General features: G+C 71.3%; 15 protein-coding genes. 8 read left to right on the top strand and 7 right to left on the bottom strand.

Translation table 11 applies throughout. From position 1 onward, the window contains the following. The first annotated feature begins 200 nt into the window (after positions 1-200). Positions 201-449 (top strand): hypothetical protein, encoded by a 249-nt coding sequence (locus tag ACLML9_RS20215; RefSeq protein WP_411946996.1) that lies wholly within the window; start codon positions 201-203, stop codon positions 447-449. Positions 450-725: 276 nt separating this feature from the next. Further along, a complete protein-coding gene (locus ACLML9_RS20210) occupies positions 726-1,040 on the top strand; it encodes a hypothetical protein (RefSeq protein ID WP_411946995.1) in 315 nt (104 codons plus the stop codon). 3 nt (positions 1,041-1,043) lie between these two features. Here the strand turns inward: ACLML9_RS20210 and ACLML9_RS20205 are convergent, their stop codons facing one another. Then, the gene (locus tag ACLML9_RS20205) at positions 1,044-1,844 is read right to left on the bottom strand and encodes a class I SAM-dependent methyltransferase (RefSeq protein ID WP_411946999.1); all 801 of its coding nucleotides are present in this window, start codon (positions 1,842-1,844) and stop codon (positions 1,044-1,046) included. A 247-nt stretch (positions 1,845-2,091) separates the two neighbouring features. On the opposite strand from ACLML9_RS20205, the gene ACLML9_RS20200 reads away from it, so the two are divergent. Further along, a complete protein-coding gene (locus ACLML9_RS20200) occupies positions 2,092-3,300 on the top strand; it encodes a glycosyltransferase family 4 protein (protein WP_411946994.1) in 1,209 nt (402 codons plus the stop codon). A 176-nt stretch (positions 3,301-3,476) separates the two neighbouring features. On the opposite strand, the gene ACLML9_RS20195 is transcribed toward ACLML9_RS20200, so the two are convergent. After that, positions 3,477-5,261, bottom strand: a complete 1,785-nt coding sequence (locus tag ACLML9_RS20195) for a hypothetical protein (protein WP_411946993.1) — start codon at positions 5,259-5,261, stop codon at positions 3,477-3,479. Positions 5,262-5,374: 113 nt separating this feature from the next. Here ACLML9_RS20195 and ACLML9_RS20190 point away from each other — a divergent pair, with 113 nt between their 5' ends. Beyond that, positions 5,375-6,595, top strand: a complete 1,221-nt coding sequence (locus tag ACLML9_RS20190) for a polysaccharide biosynthesis protein (RefSeq protein ID WP_411946998.1) — start codon at positions 5,375-5,377, stop codon at positions 6,593-6,595. Here ACLML9_RS20190 and ACLML9_RS20185 read toward each other — a convergent pair. From ACLML9_RS20185 to ACLML9_RS20170, 4 genes are all read right to left on the bottom strand, one after another. Next, entirely contained in the window at positions 6,552-10,832 is a 4,281-nt protein-coding gene (locus ACLML9_RS20185) for an alpha-(1->3)-arabinofuranosyltransferase (protein WP_411946992.1), read from the bottom strand. The genes ACLML9_RS20190 and ACLML9_RS20185 overlap by 44 nt on opposite strands. Positions 10,833-10,900: 68 nt before the next feature. Beyond that, positions 10,901-11,071 (bottom strand): DUF2613 domain-containing protein, encoded by a 171-nt coding sequence (locus tag ACLML9_RS20180; protein WP_081877246.1) that lies wholly within the window; start codon positions 11,069-11,071, stop codon positions 10,901-10,903. Between the two features lie 166 nt (positions 11,072-11,237). Continuing rightward, complete coding sequence (locus tag ACLML9_RS20175) at positions 11,238-12,338, bottom strand: isochorismate synthase MenF (protein ID WP_411946991.1); 1,101 nt, start codon at positions 12,336-12,338, stop codon at positions 11,238-11,240. A 30-nt stretch (positions 12,339-12,368) separates the two neighbouring features. Beyond that, positions 12,369-12,881, bottom strand: coding sequence for a universal stress protein (locus tag ACLML9_RS20170; RefSeq protein ID WP_411946990.1), 513 nt, complete (start codon positions 12,879-12,881; stop codon positions 12,369-12,371). A gap of 104 nt (positions 12,882-12,985) precedes the next feature. Between ACLML9_RS20170 and ACLML9_RS20165 the strand changes: the two genes are divergently transcribed. From ACLML9_RS20165 to ACLML9_RS20155, 3 genes are all read left to right on the top strand, one after another. Next, complete coding sequence (locus tag ACLML9_RS20165) at positions 12,986-14,164, top strand: glycoside hydrolase family 3 N-terminal domain-containing protein (RefSeq protein WP_411946989.1); 1,179 nt, start codon at positions 12,986-12,988, stop codon at positions 14,162-14,164. Between the two features lie 161 nt (positions 14,165-14,325). Continuing rightward, positions 14,326-14,958 (top strand): TetR/AcrR family transcriptional regulator, encoded by a 633-nt coding sequence (locus ACLML9_RS20160; RefSeq protein ID WP_411946988.1) that lies wholly within the window; start codon positions 14,326-14,328, stop codon positions 14,956-14,958. Positions 14,959-15,021: 63 nt separating this feature from the next. Then, positions 15,022-16,239 (top strand): DUF5685 family protein, encoded by a 1,218-nt coding sequence (locus ACLML9_RS20155; protein WP_411946987.1) that lies wholly within the window; start codon positions 15,022-15,024, stop codon positions 16,237-16,239. Between the two features lie 9 nt (positions 16,240-16,248). Here ACLML9_RS20155 and ACLML9_RS20150 read toward each other — a convergent pair whose 3' ends face one another. After that, the gene (locus ACLML9_RS20150) at positions 16,249-17,328 is read right to left on the bottom strand and encodes an acyltransferase family protein (protein WP_411946997.1); all 1,080 of its coding nucleotides are present in this window, start codon (positions 17,326-17,328) and stop codon (positions 16,249-16,251) included. Positions 17,329-17,680: 352 nt separating this feature from the next. Between ACLML9_RS20150 and ACLML9_RS20145 the strand changes: the two genes are divergently transcribed. Further along, positions 17,681-18,483 (top strand): DUF3068 domain-containing protein (locus tag ACLML9_RS20145; RefSeq protein WP_411946986.1); only part of this gene is annotated, 803 nt, incomplete at its 3' end.

The raw sequence follows: 18,483 nt of genomic DNA, 5'->3' as shown, positions 1-18,483 counted from the left end.
CCGCGGGTCGCGCTGTATCGCGGGCGGTAACCGCCGCGCACCGGGCGGGGTACGGGCTCGAGGAGCCCGGGTGCCTTACTCTGGGTGTGTCCTGGATCTCAGACCACGCATTCCCCGATTGGACGTCCCGATATCGCCCGGTCGGCTCCCGCCGTCGTTATCCGTGGCCGAGCCGATCACCCCTGAGAGGTGGTTGGAAGATGGCCGACGAGTTCATGACCCCGAAATCCTCCGATGGCGGGCCTGTCAGTACACCACTGAGCCGGGCGGCGGGACGGATGCGGGCGGTTCTTCCGGACGACTGGCGGGTTGATGTGGTCGCCACCGGCGATCCGGCCCACGGCGGCAATCCCATTGTCCGGGCGATGCCGGCTACCGATTGGTTTGCTACACGAATTTCCCGCCCCAGTGGCGCCGAGATCGGCTGGTGTAGGTCGTGTTTCGCCTGACCGGCGTTTCTGCGTGGTGGAAACAGCGGGCTGTGGCAAACTTTCGGTTCCCGCAGGTGTTGCGCTGTGCGCGAGCAGAACTCGCGATCTCCGTTCTGCGGATGGGCTGTCGATGTGGGGTTCCCACAGGCAGCCGCATGCCACGAAATCAGACCTCCCGGTTCGTGTTTCATGGAACGCACTATTGCGTTTTGTTGCTGGAGGGCGCATGATGTTAGCCAGATATCAGCTCGCTCCATTCATCGAACCGAATACCCGCGATTGGGAGAGGCGTTCATGGCGGTGCAAGTGATCGGCCGGGCGTTGATGACCAGCGACCAGACCGACCATCAAGCGAAAAGCGTTGGTAGCGGCGGCTGGGTCGTCTCATTCCTACCGGGGCGGACCCTGACCACCGAACAGGCGATAGCGGCCATGCAGGCCGCCGAAGCTGTGGCAATGGTCGGTGGACTGGCCGATCTCATGGGGCTCACCACTCTCGAAACCGTCGGCCTGGCCATTCGGGAATCACCCTGGACCAGAGCCGAACCGGTGGTGCGCAGCGGCTGGCGCGGCCGGATCGGCCGGAGCCGGGCGCAGGTGGCGCTGTAGTCCTCAGCCCGGTTTGCTCGCGACGACCACGAGATTGCTGACCAGTAGCTCTCGGATGCCGGGTGCCCGCACCAGCCACCAGGCCCAGCGGGGGTGGTAACGGGGGAACAGCGCGAAGACGTGCGCCGATGTGCGGTGCGACCAGCGCACCCCGTCTGCCGCCCGGACTGCGAACAGCGAGGTGCCGAAACGGTTCTTCGGCTCCTTACCGTGCCGGCGCCGATACCGGCGGGCGGCGTACTCCCCGCCGAGATAGTGCCAGGGTCCGGTCTCGTGGCCGCCGAACGGTCCGAGCCACACCGTGTAGGACAGCACGATCATGCCGCCGGGCCGGGTGACCCGGACCATTTCGTCGGCCATCCGCCACGGATCCGGCACGTGCTCGGCGACATTGGACGAGAAACAGATGTCGACCGCGTCGTCCCGGAACGGCAGCGCCATCCCGGAGCCGCGAACCGCGGCCGGTACCGAGATGCCGGCGGCGTGCATCTCCGAGGGATCGGGTTCCACCGGGATATAGCGGGCACCGGCTCGGGCGAACTCGTCGGCGAAGTAGCCGGGACCGCCGCCGACATCGAGGACGGTGGCGCCGGCGAGATCGCGGCCGGTGAGGTCGGCGTAGAAATCGGCGAGCAGATGAGCACTGTCGGTGGCGATACCGCCGTAGAAGCGCGCGGGATCGGTCTGTTCGAAACGGAAACTGTGCAGCAGGCGCAGTGACCGGCGCACCGAGGCGCGACGCGCGAAGCGGAAACGCCTCGGCACCGACCGGGCCGGGGAGCCGGCGGAACCGGGCCGGGGCATGGTATCGGCGTCGCCGCCCGTCTCGGGCGAAATCCGGTCCACAGCTGATTCCTCGGCGTCGAGCACGATGCCGAGTTTCGCACATTGTGAACGATGACAGATTTCGCAGCCGGTAAACCCCGCCGCGAGGTCTTCGATACCGAATGGACACGCAGGTGGGCGACTTGCCGGACATGCTCGAGCGTTAAGGTGTACCGCGATGCCCATGTCCCGTGCGCGGGACCCGAGCCCACCGGAGAATCCCCACGTGCGCGAAGTCCTCCTGCTCTGCTGGCGTGATACCGGTCATCCACAGGGCGGCGGTAGCGAGCGGTACCTGGAACAGGTCGGCGCGCACCTCGCCGCCCGCGGTGTGAAGGTGACGCTGCGTACCGCCCGCTACCGGGGTGCGCCCAAACGGGAGTGGATCGACGGTATCGAGATCAGCCGGGGTGGGGGCCGGTTCTCGGTGTATCCGCGCGCGCTGGCCGCCATCGCGCTGGGCCGGTGCGGTATCGGTCCGCTGCGCGGCATCCGCCCCGAGGCCGTGATCGACACACAGAACGGCATCCCTTTCTTCGCCCGGCTGGTCTCCGGTGTGCCCTCGGTGGTGCTGGTCCATCACGGGCACCGGGAGCAGTGGCCGGTGGCCGGTGCGCTCGTCGGCCGGATCGGCTGGTGGATCGAATCGGTGCTCTCGCCCCGGGTGCACCGCGCCGACCAGTACCTCACCGTCTCCCTGCCCTCGGCCGAGGAACTGGCGACGCTCGGCGTCGACCGATCCCGGATCGCGGTGGTCCGTAATGGGGCGGAACCGGTCCCCGCGCACGTGCCGACGGGTAGCGCGGTCGTCCGTTCGGCCGAACCCCGCGTGGTGGTGCTGTCGCGGCTCGTCCCGCACAAGCAGATCGAGGACGCGCTCACCGCTGTCGCCCGGTTGCGCTCCCGGATCCCCGAGGTGCGGCTGGACGTGATCGGCGGCGGCTGGTGGGCGGACAAACTGCGGGATCAGGCCGCTGCCCTCGATATCGCCGACGCGGTGACCTTCCACGGCCACGTCGACGAGGGCCGTAAACACGAGCTGCTTGCCCGCGCCTGGGTGCACGTCCTGCCCTCCCGTAAAGAGGGCTGGGGGCTGGCGGTTATCGAGGCAGCCCAGCACGGCGTGCCCACTGTCGGTTACCGCTCGTCGCGCGGCCTCACCGATTCCATCGTCGACGGCGTGACCGGGGTGCTGGCCGACGACGTCGATCAGCTGGCTGCCACGGTCGGCGAACTACTGGACGACGCGACCGCGCGCACGATCATGGGCGAGAAGGCCCGGGCCCGGGCGCGTGAGTTCTCCTGGGAGCACACCGCCTCGGGGGTGCACCGGGTATTGGCAGCCGCCGCGGCGGGGCAGCGTGTCAGCGGACTGATCTCCCCGGGGGAGGACGTGGCTGCCGAGCCGCGCGCCGAACTCCCGGCCGGCGCCTGAGGGTACGCCGCCCCCGGCACCCGGGCAATCGTTGCCGGCCGTGCCGAGCTGCCTGCATCCGGTCGCGATTCCCGGCCTGCCGCATTTCGGCCTCGACGTACGAGCCGGTCGGGGTTCCACGCCTCGGCGCACCCGCCCGGTGTTCTCGACTGCGCTACGGTACCGGCAACCTGACCTCAGCTCCCGGCTTTGCGTACCACGAACCCGGAGGCCCGGACGGCGAGCGGTGTCACCAGCAGTAGCGCCCACAGGATGTGCGCGGCCACCACCGGCGATCGGTGTTCGGGCGCGGGCCGCGGCCGGACGTCCGGGACCCGGTACAGCGCCAGTTCGCCGGTGCTGTGGACCGGCGCCAACTGCGCCAGCGTCGCCGCGGAGTTCCCGAGCGGGCCGGGGGTATCCCGTTCGACGAGCACCCAGCCGACACCGAGCTGTGCCAGTTCGTCCGCCGGCCCGCCGTCGAGGAGCAGGTTCTCCACGGTCCGCGCCCGGGCGCCCTCGCCGGTCACCGTCGCACCGCGGACGGGCAACGCCCCGGTCTGCAGGACGTCGCGGGGCAACAGCCGCGGCGCCGGGTCCAGCACCGGAGCCGATCCGGTGTAGGGGAAGCGGCGGAACATCCCGCCCGGCAGTACGGCGATATCGCCGGGTCCGTCGACGCGCTCGGCGATCTCCTGCCAGGAGGACGGATACTCGATCGTCCGCAGTTGCCCGCCGACACCCCAGCCGAGGTCGATCAGCGGCAGGGCCAGTACCCCGATGAACAGCGCGGCCAGACCCGGCGACCAGCGGGCCGGGTCACCGTGGTCATCGGCGGAGTCCGGCCGCTCGTCGCCCGGGGTGCCCGCCCTCGCGCTGATGCGTCCGAGGCAGGCGGCGGCCGCGCACAGCGCGTAGCCGGGAGCGGCCAGCGCCACGTACTTCTGGGTGTCGCGCAGCAGTCCCGCACCGGGTACTTCGACGACCAGCCATTCCATCACCGTGAGCCCCGCGGGAGTGGCCGCGAGCGCCGGGACCAGTACGGCCGCGACGGCCAGGACCAGCAGGATCCGGCGGGTCCGGGTGCGGTCGGGGTCCGCGTCGGGCGCCGCGACCCGCCGGACCCCGAGCAACACCACCGCGAGCAGCAGGATCGTCGCGACGGCGGCCAGCGGAGTCGTCCGCGAGACCGGTACCGCCTCGGCGTTCCAGATACCGCCCAGTCCGGCCAGGCTGCCCACCGTGGCGAGCCAGGGTTCCGCGCGGGCGGCGAAAGCGGTGACGCCCGCGGGGTCGGAGGGTTCGGCCGCGACCCCGGAGACGGCGGTGGCCACCAGCCACGGGGCGCAGGCCAGGAGCGCGAGAGCTGTCACCCCGGGCGCGCGCCGCCATCCGGCCACGGTCACCGCGACCACGGTGGCGAGCAGGGCGCCGGTGGGGGTCAGGCCCGCGGCGGCGAGGCAGCCGGCCAGTACCGTCCAGTCCCGGAACCGATCGAACCGGGTCCGGCCGGCGGCGGTGCGCAGCCGTAGTGCGGCCAGAGCCGTCCAGGGCAGCGCGGCGTAGCCCGTGAGCAGGCTCCAGTGCCCTTGGAGGAGCCGCTCGGCGATATAGGGGTTCCAGACGACGAGAGTGGTCGCCACCAACTGCGCGGCGAGCGGGGCACCGAGCAACTCCCGGACGAGCACCGCGGCGCCGTACCCGGCGGCCCAGAGGGCGGCCAGCAGGACGACCTTCACCAGCAACCCGCCGTCGATCAGCGGAGACAGCCCGGCGAGCAAGGCGTCCTGGGGTACGGCCCGCGGGGCCGCGTCGCCCAGACCCAGCGCGGCGTCGGTGGGATAGGAGCGCGGTGTGCTCACGGCGTCGCGGAGCAGCAGGTATCCGGGGCGCAGCAGGGGCGCGGTGATCAGCAGGGTGAGCAGCAGGCTGTAACCGGCCGGGAGCAGACGCGTCCACCGGCCTGTTCGTTGCGCACTCACGGCCAGTCACCCTACGTTCGCCGGCCGCGGCGGGGCGGACCGGTATGGACGCCGGGCCGGGTGGGACACTTGCGCACGTGCAGTCCGTTCGCCGTCTCCCCGCCGTGGCGGACATGACCCTGGTGACCGCGGGGGCGATGATCGCGAATATCGCGAGCTATCTGCTGCAACTGCTGGCCGGACGCTGGCTCGGCGTGTCCGGGTACAGCGAGTTCGCCAGCCTGCTCGCCGTGCAGCTGCTGTGCGCGGTACCCGCGCTGGCCCTGCAGAACGTGGTCGCACGCGAACTCGTGCACGGTGCCGATATCGCCGCGCTGCGGGCGCTGCGCCGGCGGTGCGCGCTGCTGGTGGCCGCGGCCGTCGTGGTGCTGGTTCCGGTGGTGAGTGCGCTGCTCGAGGTCGGTATCGCGGCGTCGGCGGCGGCACTGGGATCGGCGCCCGCGCTGGTGGTGCTGGCCGGGGATCAAGGGGTGCTGCAGGGGTCGCGCCGGTTCCGTGGCCTGGCGGTGGTGCTCGGTGTCACCGGTATCGCCAAGGTGGTTCCGGCGCTGGTGGTGCTCGCCTGCGGCGGCGGCGCGACCCCGGCGCTGTGGGCGGCCGCCGGCGGTATCGCCGCTGCCGCGGGATACGCCCGGGTGGTGGCGGGCAGCGGCCGGCCGGTGGTTCGGGCGGATGGGTCGGTGGGTGGTCCCGCCGCGGTACCGGTCGGGACGCCCGGTGTGGCCGGTGGGTTCGCCGGGGTGTTCGCGGTTCTGCAGGCCGCGCAGGTGCAGGCGGCGTTGATGGCGCTGTCCTCCGCGGATCTCATCGTGGTCCGCATAGTGCTGGACGAACCCGACGCCAGCCGCTACGCGCTGGGCACGATCGCCACCAAGGTCGCGTTCTGGTTACCGCAGGCGGTCGGGGTGGTGCTGTATCCGCGGATGGCGCAACCGGCCTCGTCCGGTTCGGCCGTGCGCTCGGCGCTCGCCGTTCTCTCCGGCATCGGGGTGGTCGCCGTGCTGGGCGCGGCGCTGGCCGCCCCGCTGGCGCCGGTTTTCGCGGGACAGGACTACGCGCCGATCGAGGGCCTGCTGTGGTTGTTCGCGCTGCACGGGGCGATTCTGGCGGTATTGCAGGGCGCGTTGCTGTCGGCCATCGCGGTGCAGCGGACGGCGCTGGCGGGGATCGCGTGGGCGGGTCTGGTCCTCGAGGTGGTGCTCGTGCTCACCCTGGCGAGCCGTGTCACCGGACTGATCGCCACGGTCGCCTCCGTGGCCACCGTGACCACGACTCTCGTCGCGGTACTGGTCATCCGGATGGCGGCGGGTCGCCGGGTTCCGGCTCCCGCCTGATCCCGGGCAGCGCCGCCAGCCCGACCGCGACCACCGCCACCAGGGCCGGGAACTGGACCCACAGCGAATCCCCCATATAACCGCCGGGCATCCGCCACGGGCCGGTGGACAGTGCGGCGGCCGAGACCGCCGTGCCCGCTCCGGCGACCACGGCGAGGGCGCGGCGCGGCAGCCGGGGTACGAATCGCACGGCCGCCAGGCCCGCGACGGTGAGGACCGTGCCCGTCACCCCGGCGATCACGGTGGCGGCGGCGATCAGGGCGAGTGCGGCCGGTATCCGCGGTGACCACACGTCCGGTGCCGCCGCCACCGGCTCGGTGCGGGGGCCGCGCGGCACGGCGAGGGCGATGAGGGGGAGCAGCAGCAGGAGGCCGAGGAGCAGCGCGAGCCGGTACCAGCTGTCGATCGGGAAGGAGACGGTCACCGGGCCGGTGGTATCGGCGGGCAGCACCCAGCCCTGCTGCCAGCCGTCGACCACGACCGGCCGCAGCTCGCGGCCGTCGGCGCTATGGGCCGACCAGCCGGTATTGGTACTCAGGGGCAGGGTCAGCAGGCGGGTGCCGGTGCTCGGGGCGGGGGTGGTGGGCCGGGTGTTCACCAGGCGCAGCCGGTCGACGAAGAACAGTTCCGTCGGCGCGACCAGTAGGTCGACGTCCCCGACGGGCAGCGAGACCGGTTGTACGACACCGGGGGCGGTGGCCGGGAACGCGGCCGTATCCTGCGGCGCGTCGGGGCACACCTGGGCGGGAACCGGGTCGCCGGAACGCAGTTCGCCCACGGTGGCCGTGACGCTGGTGTGGACCAGGCGGCCGCCGACCGCGATGGTCGGCCCGGCGTCGCAACCGACGGTCACCGGCCGGTCCGCCGGTGCGGGCGGCGGATACTGCGGGCCCAGGACCCCGATCTCGGCGAGACCGGGCGGCTGGGCCTGGTGATAGCCGAGCGCCGTCCGGTCCAGCACGGCTTCCCAGCTGCGGATGCTCAACTCGATCCGGTCGGTGACCGTGGGATGCAGGTCGATCCGGGAGACCTCGTCGGACTCCTCTATCTCCCGGACCTGCGGGCCGTCGCCCAGGTTCACGGTGACCGAGGTGGGCGCGGCGGGCAGGCCGCCCAGCGAAGGCGTCAATTCCAGGCCGGTCACCAGGGTCGGCGCCGGAAGTTCGATGATCAGCCCGGGTTTGGGCCCCAGGGTGTCGCGGACCGTGTCCTCCGGCGCCGTCCAGCTGGTGCGGGGGTCGCCGTCGGTGGCGGCGAACGCGGAACCGCGCAGATCACCCACATCGGAGGCGCCGCGTGCCACGGGGCGCGCCGGGTCGGTCAGCAGTGCCTCCAGCGCGGGACCCTGCCGCGGGCGGACCATGAGCCGCGGTTCGACGGTGGCCGGTGCCGGAACGGAGAGCGTCCGGCCGAACGGGCCCAGCTCTTCGGGCGCCAGCGCCAGGCCCTTACCGCAGCGGACCCGATCGGGACTGTCGAAACAGGCGCTGCGCCCGGGGAATTCCTGGCCCAGATCCCACCCGATGACCGTCGCGCCCGGAGGTGGGGGCGGGAGGACGGTTCGGTGCCGGATCTCCACCGGGACGCCGGCGTCGCGCACGGTGTAGTCCTCCAGCCCCAGTTCGCTGATCCCGAACTGGCCGCCGGTACTGCCGCGTTCGGTGCGGATGGCGGTGATCTTCACCCAGTCGGTGGAACCCACCGGCAGCGCGACCGAAACCGGTTCGCCCGGTTCGCTGATCCGGGCCGAGACGCTGCCGTTGTTGGTACGCACCTCCACCCATTTCACCGGATCGCCGATGGCGGCGGGGGTGGTGGTGAACCGCAGCAGACCGGAGGTGAACGGTGTGTCGAGTTCGAGCCGGATCCATTGGCCCAGGGCGTATTCGCCCGCGTTGCTGATCCAGGCGGTCGCCGGGTCGCCGTCCACGGCGGCGGCGGTCGAGTTGCCGGGGGCGGCGCCGCCGATCTGTGTCGCGTCGGCCGCCGAACTCGACGCGGTGATGGTGGCCCCGGTCCAGCCGCCCTGCACCAGTTCGGCGCCCGGTACGGCGTAGTCGGGGACCAGGTTGTGGGTGTGGCGGGCGTCGCCGGGGGCACGCAGCGCGGAGTTGTGGTTGTCCACCCTGCCGAAATCGGTTTCCCGGTTCATCGGGGTATCGGTCACCGTCACCGGGCCCACCGGCAGGCCCGCGGCCGCGGCGTCGGCGGCCAGCAGGGTGGGTTCGTGCGAGGTCGCGGGGTCGCGATGCAGTCTTTCCAGGACCTCCGGCCCGCCCTGGACCACCGGTACCGATTCGAGCGGCACGGTGTACGCGCCGGGGAACCGCTCCGGTGCCCCGGTCCCGCCGCGCACCTCGGCGGGGGTGCCCGGGGCCGGGGTGTCGACCCGATAGATCTCCACCGCGGGATAGTCGGGCCGTAGATCCGCGTCGACCACGAAATCGTCGCGGCCGGAATCGTTTTCCACCGGCTTCCCGAATTCGGCGACCTTGTGCAGCCCCGGTGACCCCTCCACCGCGTTGTGCGCCAGCAGCGGGCGGGTGGAACGGGAGGTATCCGGATCGAGATCGTTGCGCAGGACCAGCACTCCGATGCCCTGTCCGCGCAGTGCGGCGGCCAGGCCGTCGGAGGGCCGGCCGTCGGCGATCAGCCGCTGTATCGAATCCATCGCCCGGATCGTGCCGGGCGGATTCAACGGGACCGCGTCCCGTACCGCCCACGGTGTCTCGGCGAGTGCCTGGAGGGGTTCGTCCCGGGTCAGGCCCCACACCTGGCTGCCGAAGGGGGCGCCGGGGACCACCAGCGCACGGGTGTCGGCGGCGTTCGCACGCAACCAGTCCGCGGTCTGCTGCCAGTAGGCGGGGACCGCGTCGTAGGCGCCGCGGGGGGCGAGTTTCCCGGTCCAGGCCAGGGAACTGGACAGCGCGAGCGCCGCGAGGACCAGCATGGCGACCGCGACCCGGCGGTCGCGGTGCGGGTTGGTGAACGCCGCCCGCCACACCTGCGGCCGGGCCGAGGCCGGCAGCGGTACCCGGGCCAGCAATTGGGCGATGCCCAGCACCAGCGGCAGCCGGATGAGCGGTTCGAGTTTGTGCACATTGCGCAGCGGTGCGCCGCCGGAGTCGAGGAAGACGCGGATGGGTTCGGCGAACGGCCCGCCCAGCTGTCCCACATAACCCGCGCAGATACCGGTCAGCCCGACGCACAGGATCAGCACCAGCCGCCCGCGGGCCGGCATGGACCGTAGTGCCAGCCCGGCCATCCCTGCCGCGGCGATCAGCCCGGTGGCCAGCACCGCGGCGGGCTGGGTGACCAGGACCGCGCCCGCGATCCGTTCCGGGGAGACGAACGGTGTCCAGCTGTCGGTGCCGCGCAGGACCTCGCCCAGTGACGCCCACTGGGTGGTGACCCCGGCGGATTCGATGTAGTCGAGGAACGGCGGGCTCACCCGGCCCAGTAGCAGGAGCGGTACCGCCCACCAGGCCACCGCCAGGACCAGCAGCGGCACCCAGCTCAGCGTGAACCGCCACCATGCGCGGTTGGGCCGCAAACTGGCCCACCACAGCAGCGCGGGCAGGAATGCGGCCACGGTGGCGATGGCGTTCACCGCTCCCATCAGCGCCAGCGCCATCGCGCTGCCCGCCGGGGACCGCGCGCCGCCGCGCCGATGCCTGCGGTAGGCGGTGCCCAGCGCGGCGGGTGCGAGCAGGACCCACGGCGCCAGCATCATGGGCAGGGTTTCCGAGGAGATCGAGCCGACGGTGGTCAGCACCCGGGGGGACAGGGCGTAGGCGGCGGCCGCGATCACCCGTGATCCGCGGCTGCCGATCCCGAGGGTTTCGCAGAGTTTGACCACCCCCCAGAAACCCGCGAGCAGCAGCAGCGCCCACCAGATCCGCTGGGTGACCCAGGCGGGCAGGTGCAGCACGTCACCGAGTGCGAAGAACGCGCCGTGCGGGAAGAAGTAACCGTAGGCCTGGTTCTGGACCTGGCCCATCGGCGCCTGGCTGCTCCACAGATGGGCGGCACGGGCGAGGAAACCGAGCGGATTCTCGGCGAGATCGTATTTGGTGTCGGCGGCGGTGAGGCCGGGGGCCTGCAGGAAGGTCAGCAGGAAAGCGGCGAACGCGGTGCCGAGGAACCAGCGGCGGCCCAGTTCATCGGCGGGCGCCGCATCGAGGGTGGAGCGGGGGGCCGCGTCGGCAGGTTCGACGGGATCGGACTGGACGGGCACCGTGGGTCAGACGTTCGCCGTCCCCGCCGACAGGCTCCGGCGGGGACGGGACGAGATCGGGCCGGGTCTCAGCGCTTGCCGTATTCGACGCTGTTCAGCAGCGAGCTGTCCGCGTTACCGCTTCGGTCGACTTCCGGCCGGCTGTCCTGCTGCAGCGCGGCGGTGATGGCGAAGACCGCGATGGCGCCCAGCAGGGCGCCGCCGACCGCACTCGCAACACCGGGAACAGCAAACTTCATCGCAGCACTCCAAACTCCGAAGCAGGCAGATATCTGGGCCAACCTAGCAGGACCGGCCGGGCCCGGGTAGGCACCGTCGGGCGTTTCACCCTAACGGTTGCCGCCGGCCGGGCCCGATCGCGGTCCGTGCCGGCCCGCGGCGGCCCTGCCTCCGGACGCCTCCGGCTCATTCGTTGTCGGGTGGTACGGCGCAGTCGAGGGCGCCGAGCAGGGTGCGCAGTTTGGCCGTGGTCTCGGCCAGTTCGGCGGCGGGTTCGGAGGCCGCGACGATGCCGCCGCCGGCGTGGGCTCGCAACTCGCGGCCGCCCGCGGCCAGTTCCGCGCTGCGGATGGCGACCACCCAGGTCCCGTCGCCGTCGGCGGTGCACCAGCCGACCGCGCCGCCGTAGAACCCGCGGTCCTCCTCGTGGGTGGTGAGGTATTCGAGCGCGTCGGCGGTCGGGGTACCGCAGACCGCCGGGGTGGGGTGCAGCAGCAGCGCCAGTTCGAGGGCACTGGGCGCCGGCGCCCGCAGCACGCCGTGGATCGGCGTCCCGAGATGCCACACATCGTGGGTGGCGACCAGTCGCGGCCGTTCGGGCACCGACAGACCGATGCATACGGGGGACAGTCGTTCGGTGATCCAGTCGACCACGAACGCGTGTTCGGCGTGGTTCTTCGCGCTCGCCGCCAGCAGATCGGCCTGCGCGGAATCGGCCCCCTGGTGCGGGAGCCGGGGCAGTGTGCCGGCCAGCGGGTACAGCTCGATGGCCGTGCCGCGGCGATGGATCAGGAGTTCCGGGCTCGCGCCGATGAGCGTCGCGCCGGTACGGCCGGCGGGGGTGAGATCGACCGCGAAGACATTCGCCCGCGGGTTCCGCGTCAGCAGATACGCGGCGAGCAGCTCGGGGTCCAGCGCGGCCGCCGCGGTGGCGCGTACGGAGCGGGCCGCCACCACTTTGCGCAGGCGAGGGGTGGGTTCGTTCAGTAGTTCCACCAGTCGCGCGACCCGCGCGCGGTGCTCGGCCGGCCCCGGCGTCTGCTCCACCACTTCGACACGCGGCAGCTCCGGGAGCGCGGCCGGGCGCCACGGGCCCGCGGTGTGCAGCAGTTCGCCCGGCTCGACCAGCGCGGCCGGGCGTCGTGGATCGAACGGTAGCGCCCCGGCGATCGCCGCGGCGGTGCCCTCGCGCAGGGCGGCCGCGGCCTGCCATGGATCGCGGTGCACCGTGCGCACACCGGTGCCGCGCACCACGCTGTCGGGGCGTGCCAGCAGGAACCCGGTCATGATCCGACCGTAACCACGCCCGCGGCGCCCCTATTTCGCGGCGTGGTCGTCGTGGCCGGTTTTCCGCGCGCTGGCCGGTTGCACCGGGGGAACCAGGAAGACGGGGCGGTGGCAGTGTTTGAGCACGGCGTCGGCCACGCTGCTGTGCACCAGCGCGCGCAACCCGGTCGCCCCCCGGGTGCCCGCGACGATGATGTCGACATCGAGTTCGTCGGCGACCTCCACGACCGCCTGCCAGGCACTGGCGGCGTATTCCTGGGTGCGCGCCTCGGCGTTCAGCCCCGCGAGCGCGGCCAGGTGCACGCCTTCGGCATTGATATCGCGGGCGGTGGCGTAGGCGATGTCCTCGAGTTCCTCGTCGGGCACCCATTCCGGTTGGACCATCCCGGAGATCCCCGAGATGCGGGCGGCCTGGCGGACCATCGGCTCCCAGGCGGTCAGGACCACCGCGCGGTCGGCGGCGACGAAACGTCCGGCGTATTCGATCGCGCGTTTGGCGTGTTCGGAACCGTCGTAGGCGATGAGCATCAGATCGCAGGGCATCATTGCTCCTCCGGGACGTACTCCTGACCGGTGTTACCAGATTACCTCTGTCCGGAAGCCGATCCGAAGTGTCGCGGTCGCGCGGCGCGGACTACCGTCGAACGATGCGGAAGATACCGTTGGTCCTGCTCGCGGTGCTCGCCGCGCTCCTCACCGGCTGTTCCGGCTCCGAGAACGGCGGCTCCGGTCCCGGCACCACCGCGACCCCGGGCGCCGGTACGAGCCCCGAGGGCGCGACCGGTGACGTGGCCGGCCCGACCACTACCGAAGGCGACTGCGCCGCCCGGTACCTGGCGCAGTTCAGCACCCGGGAGAAGCTCGCGCAGCTGCTCACCGTCGGGGTGACCGGTACCGACGACGCGCTCGCCGTGGTACGCGACCATCAGGTCGGCGGAATCTTCGTCGGCAGCTGGACCGATCTGTCGATGCTCACCGACGGCGGGCTCGCGCAGGTGGCGGCCGCGGCGAAAGTGCCGCTCATGGTGACCACCGACGAGGAGGGCGGCCGGGTGTCGCGCCTCGAGGATCTCATCGGCACCGCGCCCTCGGCCCGGGTCACCGCCCAGACCATGACGCCCGACGAGTTCTACACCGCGACCCTGGACCGTGCGCGGGCCATGCAGGACTTGGGGATCACGGTGGATTTCGCCCCCGATATCGATGTGAGTTCCCAGCCCGACGATTCGGTGATCGGTGACCGCTCGTTCTCCGACGACCCGGCCGTGGTCACCGAATACGCCGACGCCTATATCCGGGCCATGCACGAGGTCGGTCTCGGGACGGTGCTCAAGCATTTCCCGGGCCACGGTTCCAGTACCGGCGATTCCCATCTCGGCGCCGTGCAGGTGCCGCCGCTGTCGGAACTGAGCACCAGCGACCTGGTGCCGTTCCGTGAGCTGATCGATACGGGTTCGGCGGTCATGGTCGGCCATCTCGACGTTCCCGGGCTGACCACCCCGGGCGTCCCGGCCAGTATCAGCCCGGAGGTGATGACGCTGCTGCGCGAGGGTTCCGGGTACGGGGCGGCGCCCTTCGACGGCGTGATCTTCACCGACGATCTCAGCGGTATGGCCGCGATCACCGAACGGCTGTCCATCGAGCAGGCGGTGGAGGCCGCGCTCGTAGCCGGCGCGGACAATGCGCTCTGGATCAGTACCGATGCCGTGGGCCAGGTGCTCGATCAGCTGGAGCAGGCGGTGGCGGCCGGCCGGTTGCCGATGGAGCGGGTGGACGCCTCGGTGCTGCGGATGGCCGACTACAAGCGGGTCCCCCGCACCTGCTGACGGGCCCGGGCCGGGCCACGGGTCCGGCCCCGGAATGACCGGCCGGGGTTCCCGGCCGCCTACCGGAAGAACACCGGCGCGCGGGTATCGCGGCCGGTGGTTCCGGTCCTGGGGAACTTACTTTGGAGTAATATAATGGGCTCACTGCGGTAGGAGACGTGATGGCGGGCGGTACGAAAAGGCTTCCGAGAGCGGTGCGCGAGCAGCAGATGCTCGATGCCGCGGTCGAGGTCTTCTCGCGCAAGGGCTTCCACGAAACCTCCATGGACGCCATCGCCGCCGAAGCCGAGATCTCCAAGCCGATGCTGTACCTCTACTACGGCTCCAAGGACGAACTGTTCCGCGCCTGTATCCAGCGGGAGGGCCTGCGCTTCCTCGAATCGGTCGCACCCGCCGGCAACCCGCTGCTCAGCCCACACGAGCAATTGCGCACCGCGCTCGAGGGTTTCCTCGGTTTCGTCGATGCCCATCGCAACTCCTGGCAGGTCCTCTATCGCCAGGCGCTCGGGCAGCAGGCCTTCGCCTCGGAGATCGAGAACGCCCGGGAGCGGGTCATCGAGCTGACCGCCAAGCTGCTGGAGTCCAGCGCCAAACACGCCGAGCCCGGGACCAACTTCGATATCGTCGCCGTCGCGGTGATCGGCGCGGGGGAGGCCATCGCCGATTCCGTCGCCGCCGGCCGCATCGAGGTGGCCGAGGCCGTGGATCTGCTCGACGCGCTGGCCTGGCGCGGTCTGGCCGGCCGCAAACCCGGTGCGGCGGACGCCGCGGAAACGGGCGAGATGCCCGAATAGTTCGTATCGCCCGCTCAGTGGCGCTTTCCCGGTTGCGCGGGGCCCGCGCGCTCCGTATTTTCGATGCGCGCAACGGATGTCGCGGAGGACGCATCCGGCCGGGAGGGCACAGTGTTCGGAATGTTGCGGCCGTGCCGGCACGGCGCCGCGAAATACGGGGTGGACCCACAGCTCTGGCAGGCCCATATGTGCGGCCTGTGCCTGGGACTGCGCGACGGGCACGGACAGCTGGCCCGGAGTGCGACCAATACCGACGCGGTAGTGCTCGCGGTGCTGACCGAGGCCCAGGCCGCGGCACCCGCCGCGCGCCGCACCGCCGGACCGTGCCCGTTGCGCGGAATGCGCACCGCACGGGTTCCCGTCGGCGCCTCGGCGCCGGTCCAGCTCGCCGCCACGGCATCCCTGCTGCTCGGCTCCGCCAAGGTCGCCGACCATATCGACGACGGCGACACCCGCCCCCGGCTGCACCGTCCCATGCGGCGGATCGCGACCGGCTGGTCGGCGGGCGCCCACGCCCGGGCCGCGGCCATCGGTTTGGATATCGCTCCGCTGGTGGCGGCCATCGAGGCCCAGGCGGGCGCCGAACGCCGGGTCGCCGCCGGGGCCGGTCCGGCGGGCGCGGCCGCCCTCGACGAACTGACCCGCGCCAGCCGTCGCTGCGCCGCGGAGTTCTTCGCCCATACCGCGGTATTGGCCGATCGCCCGGAGAATGTGGCGGCGTTGCGCACCGCGGGAGACGAGTTCGGCCGGATCGCGCATCTGGCCGACGCGCTCACCGACTATCACGCCGACGCCGCCGCGGATCGTTTCAACCCGCTCACCGCCACCGGCACCACGCGGGCCGAGGCCTACGCGCTCGTCCGGGAATCCCATCGTTCGTTGCGGTCGTCGCTGGGGACCGCCGGCCTGAGCGGTCTGCCGACGCTGCGCTGGGCGCTACTCGATCCGCTCACCACCGCACTGCGCCGGCTCGGCCGCACCATCGCGCCGCCGCCTACCGCGTCCGCCGGGAAGAACCTGGTCGGCGTCCACCCCACCGGCCCGCAGCGGCCGAGGGTCGCCGAGTCGAGCCGGCTGATCTGCACCCAGTACTGCACCGGTTACGCCTGCTGCGCCGAGCACACCCGGCCGTGCAGCGGCGAACGGAAGGAGTCCTGGGTCGGGCGGGGATGTACCTGCGACGACTGCAGCAGCTGCTGTGACTGCTGCAGCTGCTGCAAGGACTGCGGCAGCTGTTGCGGTGACGGTTGCTGCTGCGACGGCTGCGGTTGCGACTGCTGAGCCGGCGGATCACGCTTTCGCGGCGGGCGGCCGGTCCCGCCGCCGCGCCCACTGCCGGCACGGCTCCTCCACCAGGGCGTGACTCGCCGCGGCGATCGGCAGTGTGAACGCCACCGTCAGTACCAGCACCACCCCGAAATTGCCGTTGAACGGCAGGATGCCGAATACCGGGAAGATCACCGACAGCACGGCGAGATGCCAGATGAAGATCCCGTAGGACCAGCGTCCGGCCATCGCGACCGGCGCCGCGGTCAGCCAGCGATGCGGTTTGTCCGGCGGTCCCAGCACCAGCGGCGCCAGCAGGGCGAATCCGATCACCGCGCCGAGGCCCATCTTCGCGGCGTACTGCCAGGGTTCGGCCCGGGTCAGCCCCGCGACTCCGCCCAGGCGGGTCGCCGACGCCACGAACGCGGCGGCGGCGATCGCCCACATCAACCACTGGTTGCCCAGCAGGCGCGCGCGGCGCCGATCGTCGCAGGTCAGCTCGGCGAGCAGCATCCCGCCCGCGAACCACGGGATATAGGCGGGCAACCAGTTGTCGGCGTGGATGGCATCCGGGGTCGGTACCGGGAGGAAGTTCCAGCCGAGGAAGACCAGCCCGAGCGTCAGAACGGCCGGTACCCGGGCCGCGGCCGCGCGGCCCCGCAACCCGTGCAGCAGCCAGGCCAGCAGCGGCAGCGCTATATAGAAGGCCACCTCGACCGACAGACTCCACATCTGGGTGAGCCCGTCGGTCAGCGTGAGCGGTACGAAAACCTGGAGGAGCAGCAGGTTGGAGATCCACACCTGCAGCCCGGCGGTACCGGCGGCGGCCGGGACCAGGATCAGTACAGCGCACACCACGAGCCAGTAGGCGGGAACGATCCGGGCCACCCGGTGACGCAGGTAGTAGCCGAGACCGGGGGCGTCGCCGAGGCCGCGGGCGGTGAGCGCGTGCGGGCGCCACAGCAGGAAACCGGACAGCGCGAAGAACACCGCGACCGCCATATCGAAGCGTTCCAGCAGGCGGCCGAGCGCGGGAATACCGGTGGCACCCGTCTGGAAGGCGACATGGGTGAGCAGTACGCCCAGGGCGGCCAGGCCGCGCATACCCTCGAGCGCGGGAAGAAAGCCCCGCTGACGCCCGGCGGGTACCGGCGACGTGCCCACGGAAGCCGGGCAGCGACCGGCTGTGGCCCGGCGTTCGGCCTGTTCGGCGGGGGGCCAGGGGCCGGTATCGGTGGTCGGGGTGGTCGTCATCGGGTACCAGTCTGCCGGGCCGTCTGCGCTCGTAGGAAGCCGGTATTTCACAATGCGGGTTAGACTCCCCCCGTTTTCGGTCGGATTCCGGCCTCGCCAACCCCTGGGTAACCTCCAGGCTGTTAGTGTCAGGGCTCACGAGTGCCGCGGCGCCCCGCTGTACCCGCGGAACGACCTGTGTTCTACGACGAGGAGAGTTTGCATGGCACTGAGTGCCGGAACCAGAAGGACGGTTGCCTGCGTGCTCGTGGGTCTCGGCGCGTTGCTTATCGTCGCCGCGCTGATGATCCCCACCTACACCGTCAGCAAGATGGCCAAGACTCCTCTCGACCTCGAGATCACCACCGTCGCGCTCAACCAGAAAGACCAGGAGAGCCTGGTCCTGGATTCCTCGTCGCTGACGGCCGAGGGGCGCTCGGCCGAGGTCAACAAGAATGTACCGCTGGTCTCCCAGCGGTTCCTCACCGTCGAGGACCCCTCCGATGCCGACGAGATGACCATCCAGGCCGGTAACACCCTGCGCCGGATCGACAAATCCGGCGACACCGGCGTGCTGACCGCCTACGTCGACCGGGTCACCATCGACCGCAAGACCGGTGAGCCGGTGGCCGCCGACCCCAACGGGTCGATCGCGATCACCACGAACTCCAAGGGTGAGGCGCTCGCGGATCCGGTGCAGCACACGGGTCTGCAGTACCGGTTCCCGATCGGCACCGAGCAGAAGACCTACCCGTACTTCGACGTGCTCGCCCGGACCACCACCGACATGGTGTTCCAGGAAGAGACCGAGATCAACGGCACCAAGGTCTACCACTTCCGGCAGCAGGTCCCGGTGACCAAGCTGGCCGACGTCTCCAAGGCGCCGACCAACAAGCTGGAACTGCCCGCCGCCAAGTGGGGCGTCGAGGGCGGCGAGGAACCGGTCACCATGTACCGCTTCTACGGCAACACCCGCGACGTCTGGGTCGAGCCGGAGACCGGCACCATTGTCAAGGGCGCCGAACA

The organism is Nocardia sp. NPDC002869 (genome assembly GCF_046764065.1).
In the GTDB taxonomy this organism is placed as follows: domain Bacteria; phylum Actinomycetota; class Actinomycetes; order Mycobacteriales; family Mycobacteriaceae; genus Nocardia; species Nocardia rhamnosiphila.
The sequence above is the reverse complement of the archived record's forward strand: the minus strand, read 5'-3'. Positions and strand labels throughout refer to the sequence as shown.

Bases quoted from the DNA above. Each gene is read 5' to 3' on its own strand.
- ACLML9_RS20175 (WP_411946991.1), bottom strand. From the start codon at position 12,338: ATGACCGGGTTCCTGCTGGCACGCCCCGACAGCGTGGTGCGCGGCACC.
- ACLML9_RS20210 (WP_411946995.1), top strand. From the start codon at position 726: ATGGCGGTGCAAGTGATCGGCCGGGCGTTGATGACCAGCGACCAGACC.
- ACLML9_RS20170 (WP_411946990.1), bottom strand. From the start codon at position 12,881: ATGCCCTGCGATCTGATGCTCATCGCCTACGACGGTTCCGAACACGCC.
- ACLML9_RS20205 (WP_411946999.1), bottom strand. From the start codon at position 1,844: ATGCCCCGGCCCGGTTCCGCCGGCTCCCCGGCCCGGTCGGTGCCGAGG.
- ACLML9_RS20190 (WP_411946998.1), top strand. From the start codon at position 5,375: ATGACCCTGGTGACCGCGGGGGCGATGATCGCGAATATCGCGAGCTAT.
- ACLML9_RS20165 (WP_411946989.1), top strand. From the start codon at position 12,986: ATGCGGAAGATACCGTTGGTCCTGCTCGCGGTGCTCGCCGCGCTCCTC.
- ACLML9_RS20155 (WP_411946987.1), top strand. From the start codon at position 15,022: ATGCGCGCAACGGATGTCGCGGAGGACGCATCCGGCCGGGAGGGCACA.
- ACLML9_RS20180 (WP_081877246.1), bottom strand. From the start codon at position 11,071: ATGAAGTTTGCTGTTCCCGGTGTTGCGAGTGCGGTCGGCGGCGCCCTG.
- ACLML9_RS20160 (WP_411946988.1), top strand. From the start codon at position 14,326: ATGGCGGGCGGTACGAAAAGGCTTCCGAGAGCGGTGCGCGAGCAGCAG.
- ACLML9_RS20215 (WP_411946996.1), top strand. From the start codon at position 201: ATGGCCGACGAGTTCATGACCCCGAAATCCTCCGATGGCGGGCCTGTC.
- ACLML9_RS20150 (WP_411946997.1), bottom strand. From the start codon at position 17,328: ATGCGCGGCCTGGCCGCCCTGGGCGTACTGCTCACCCATGTCGCCTTC.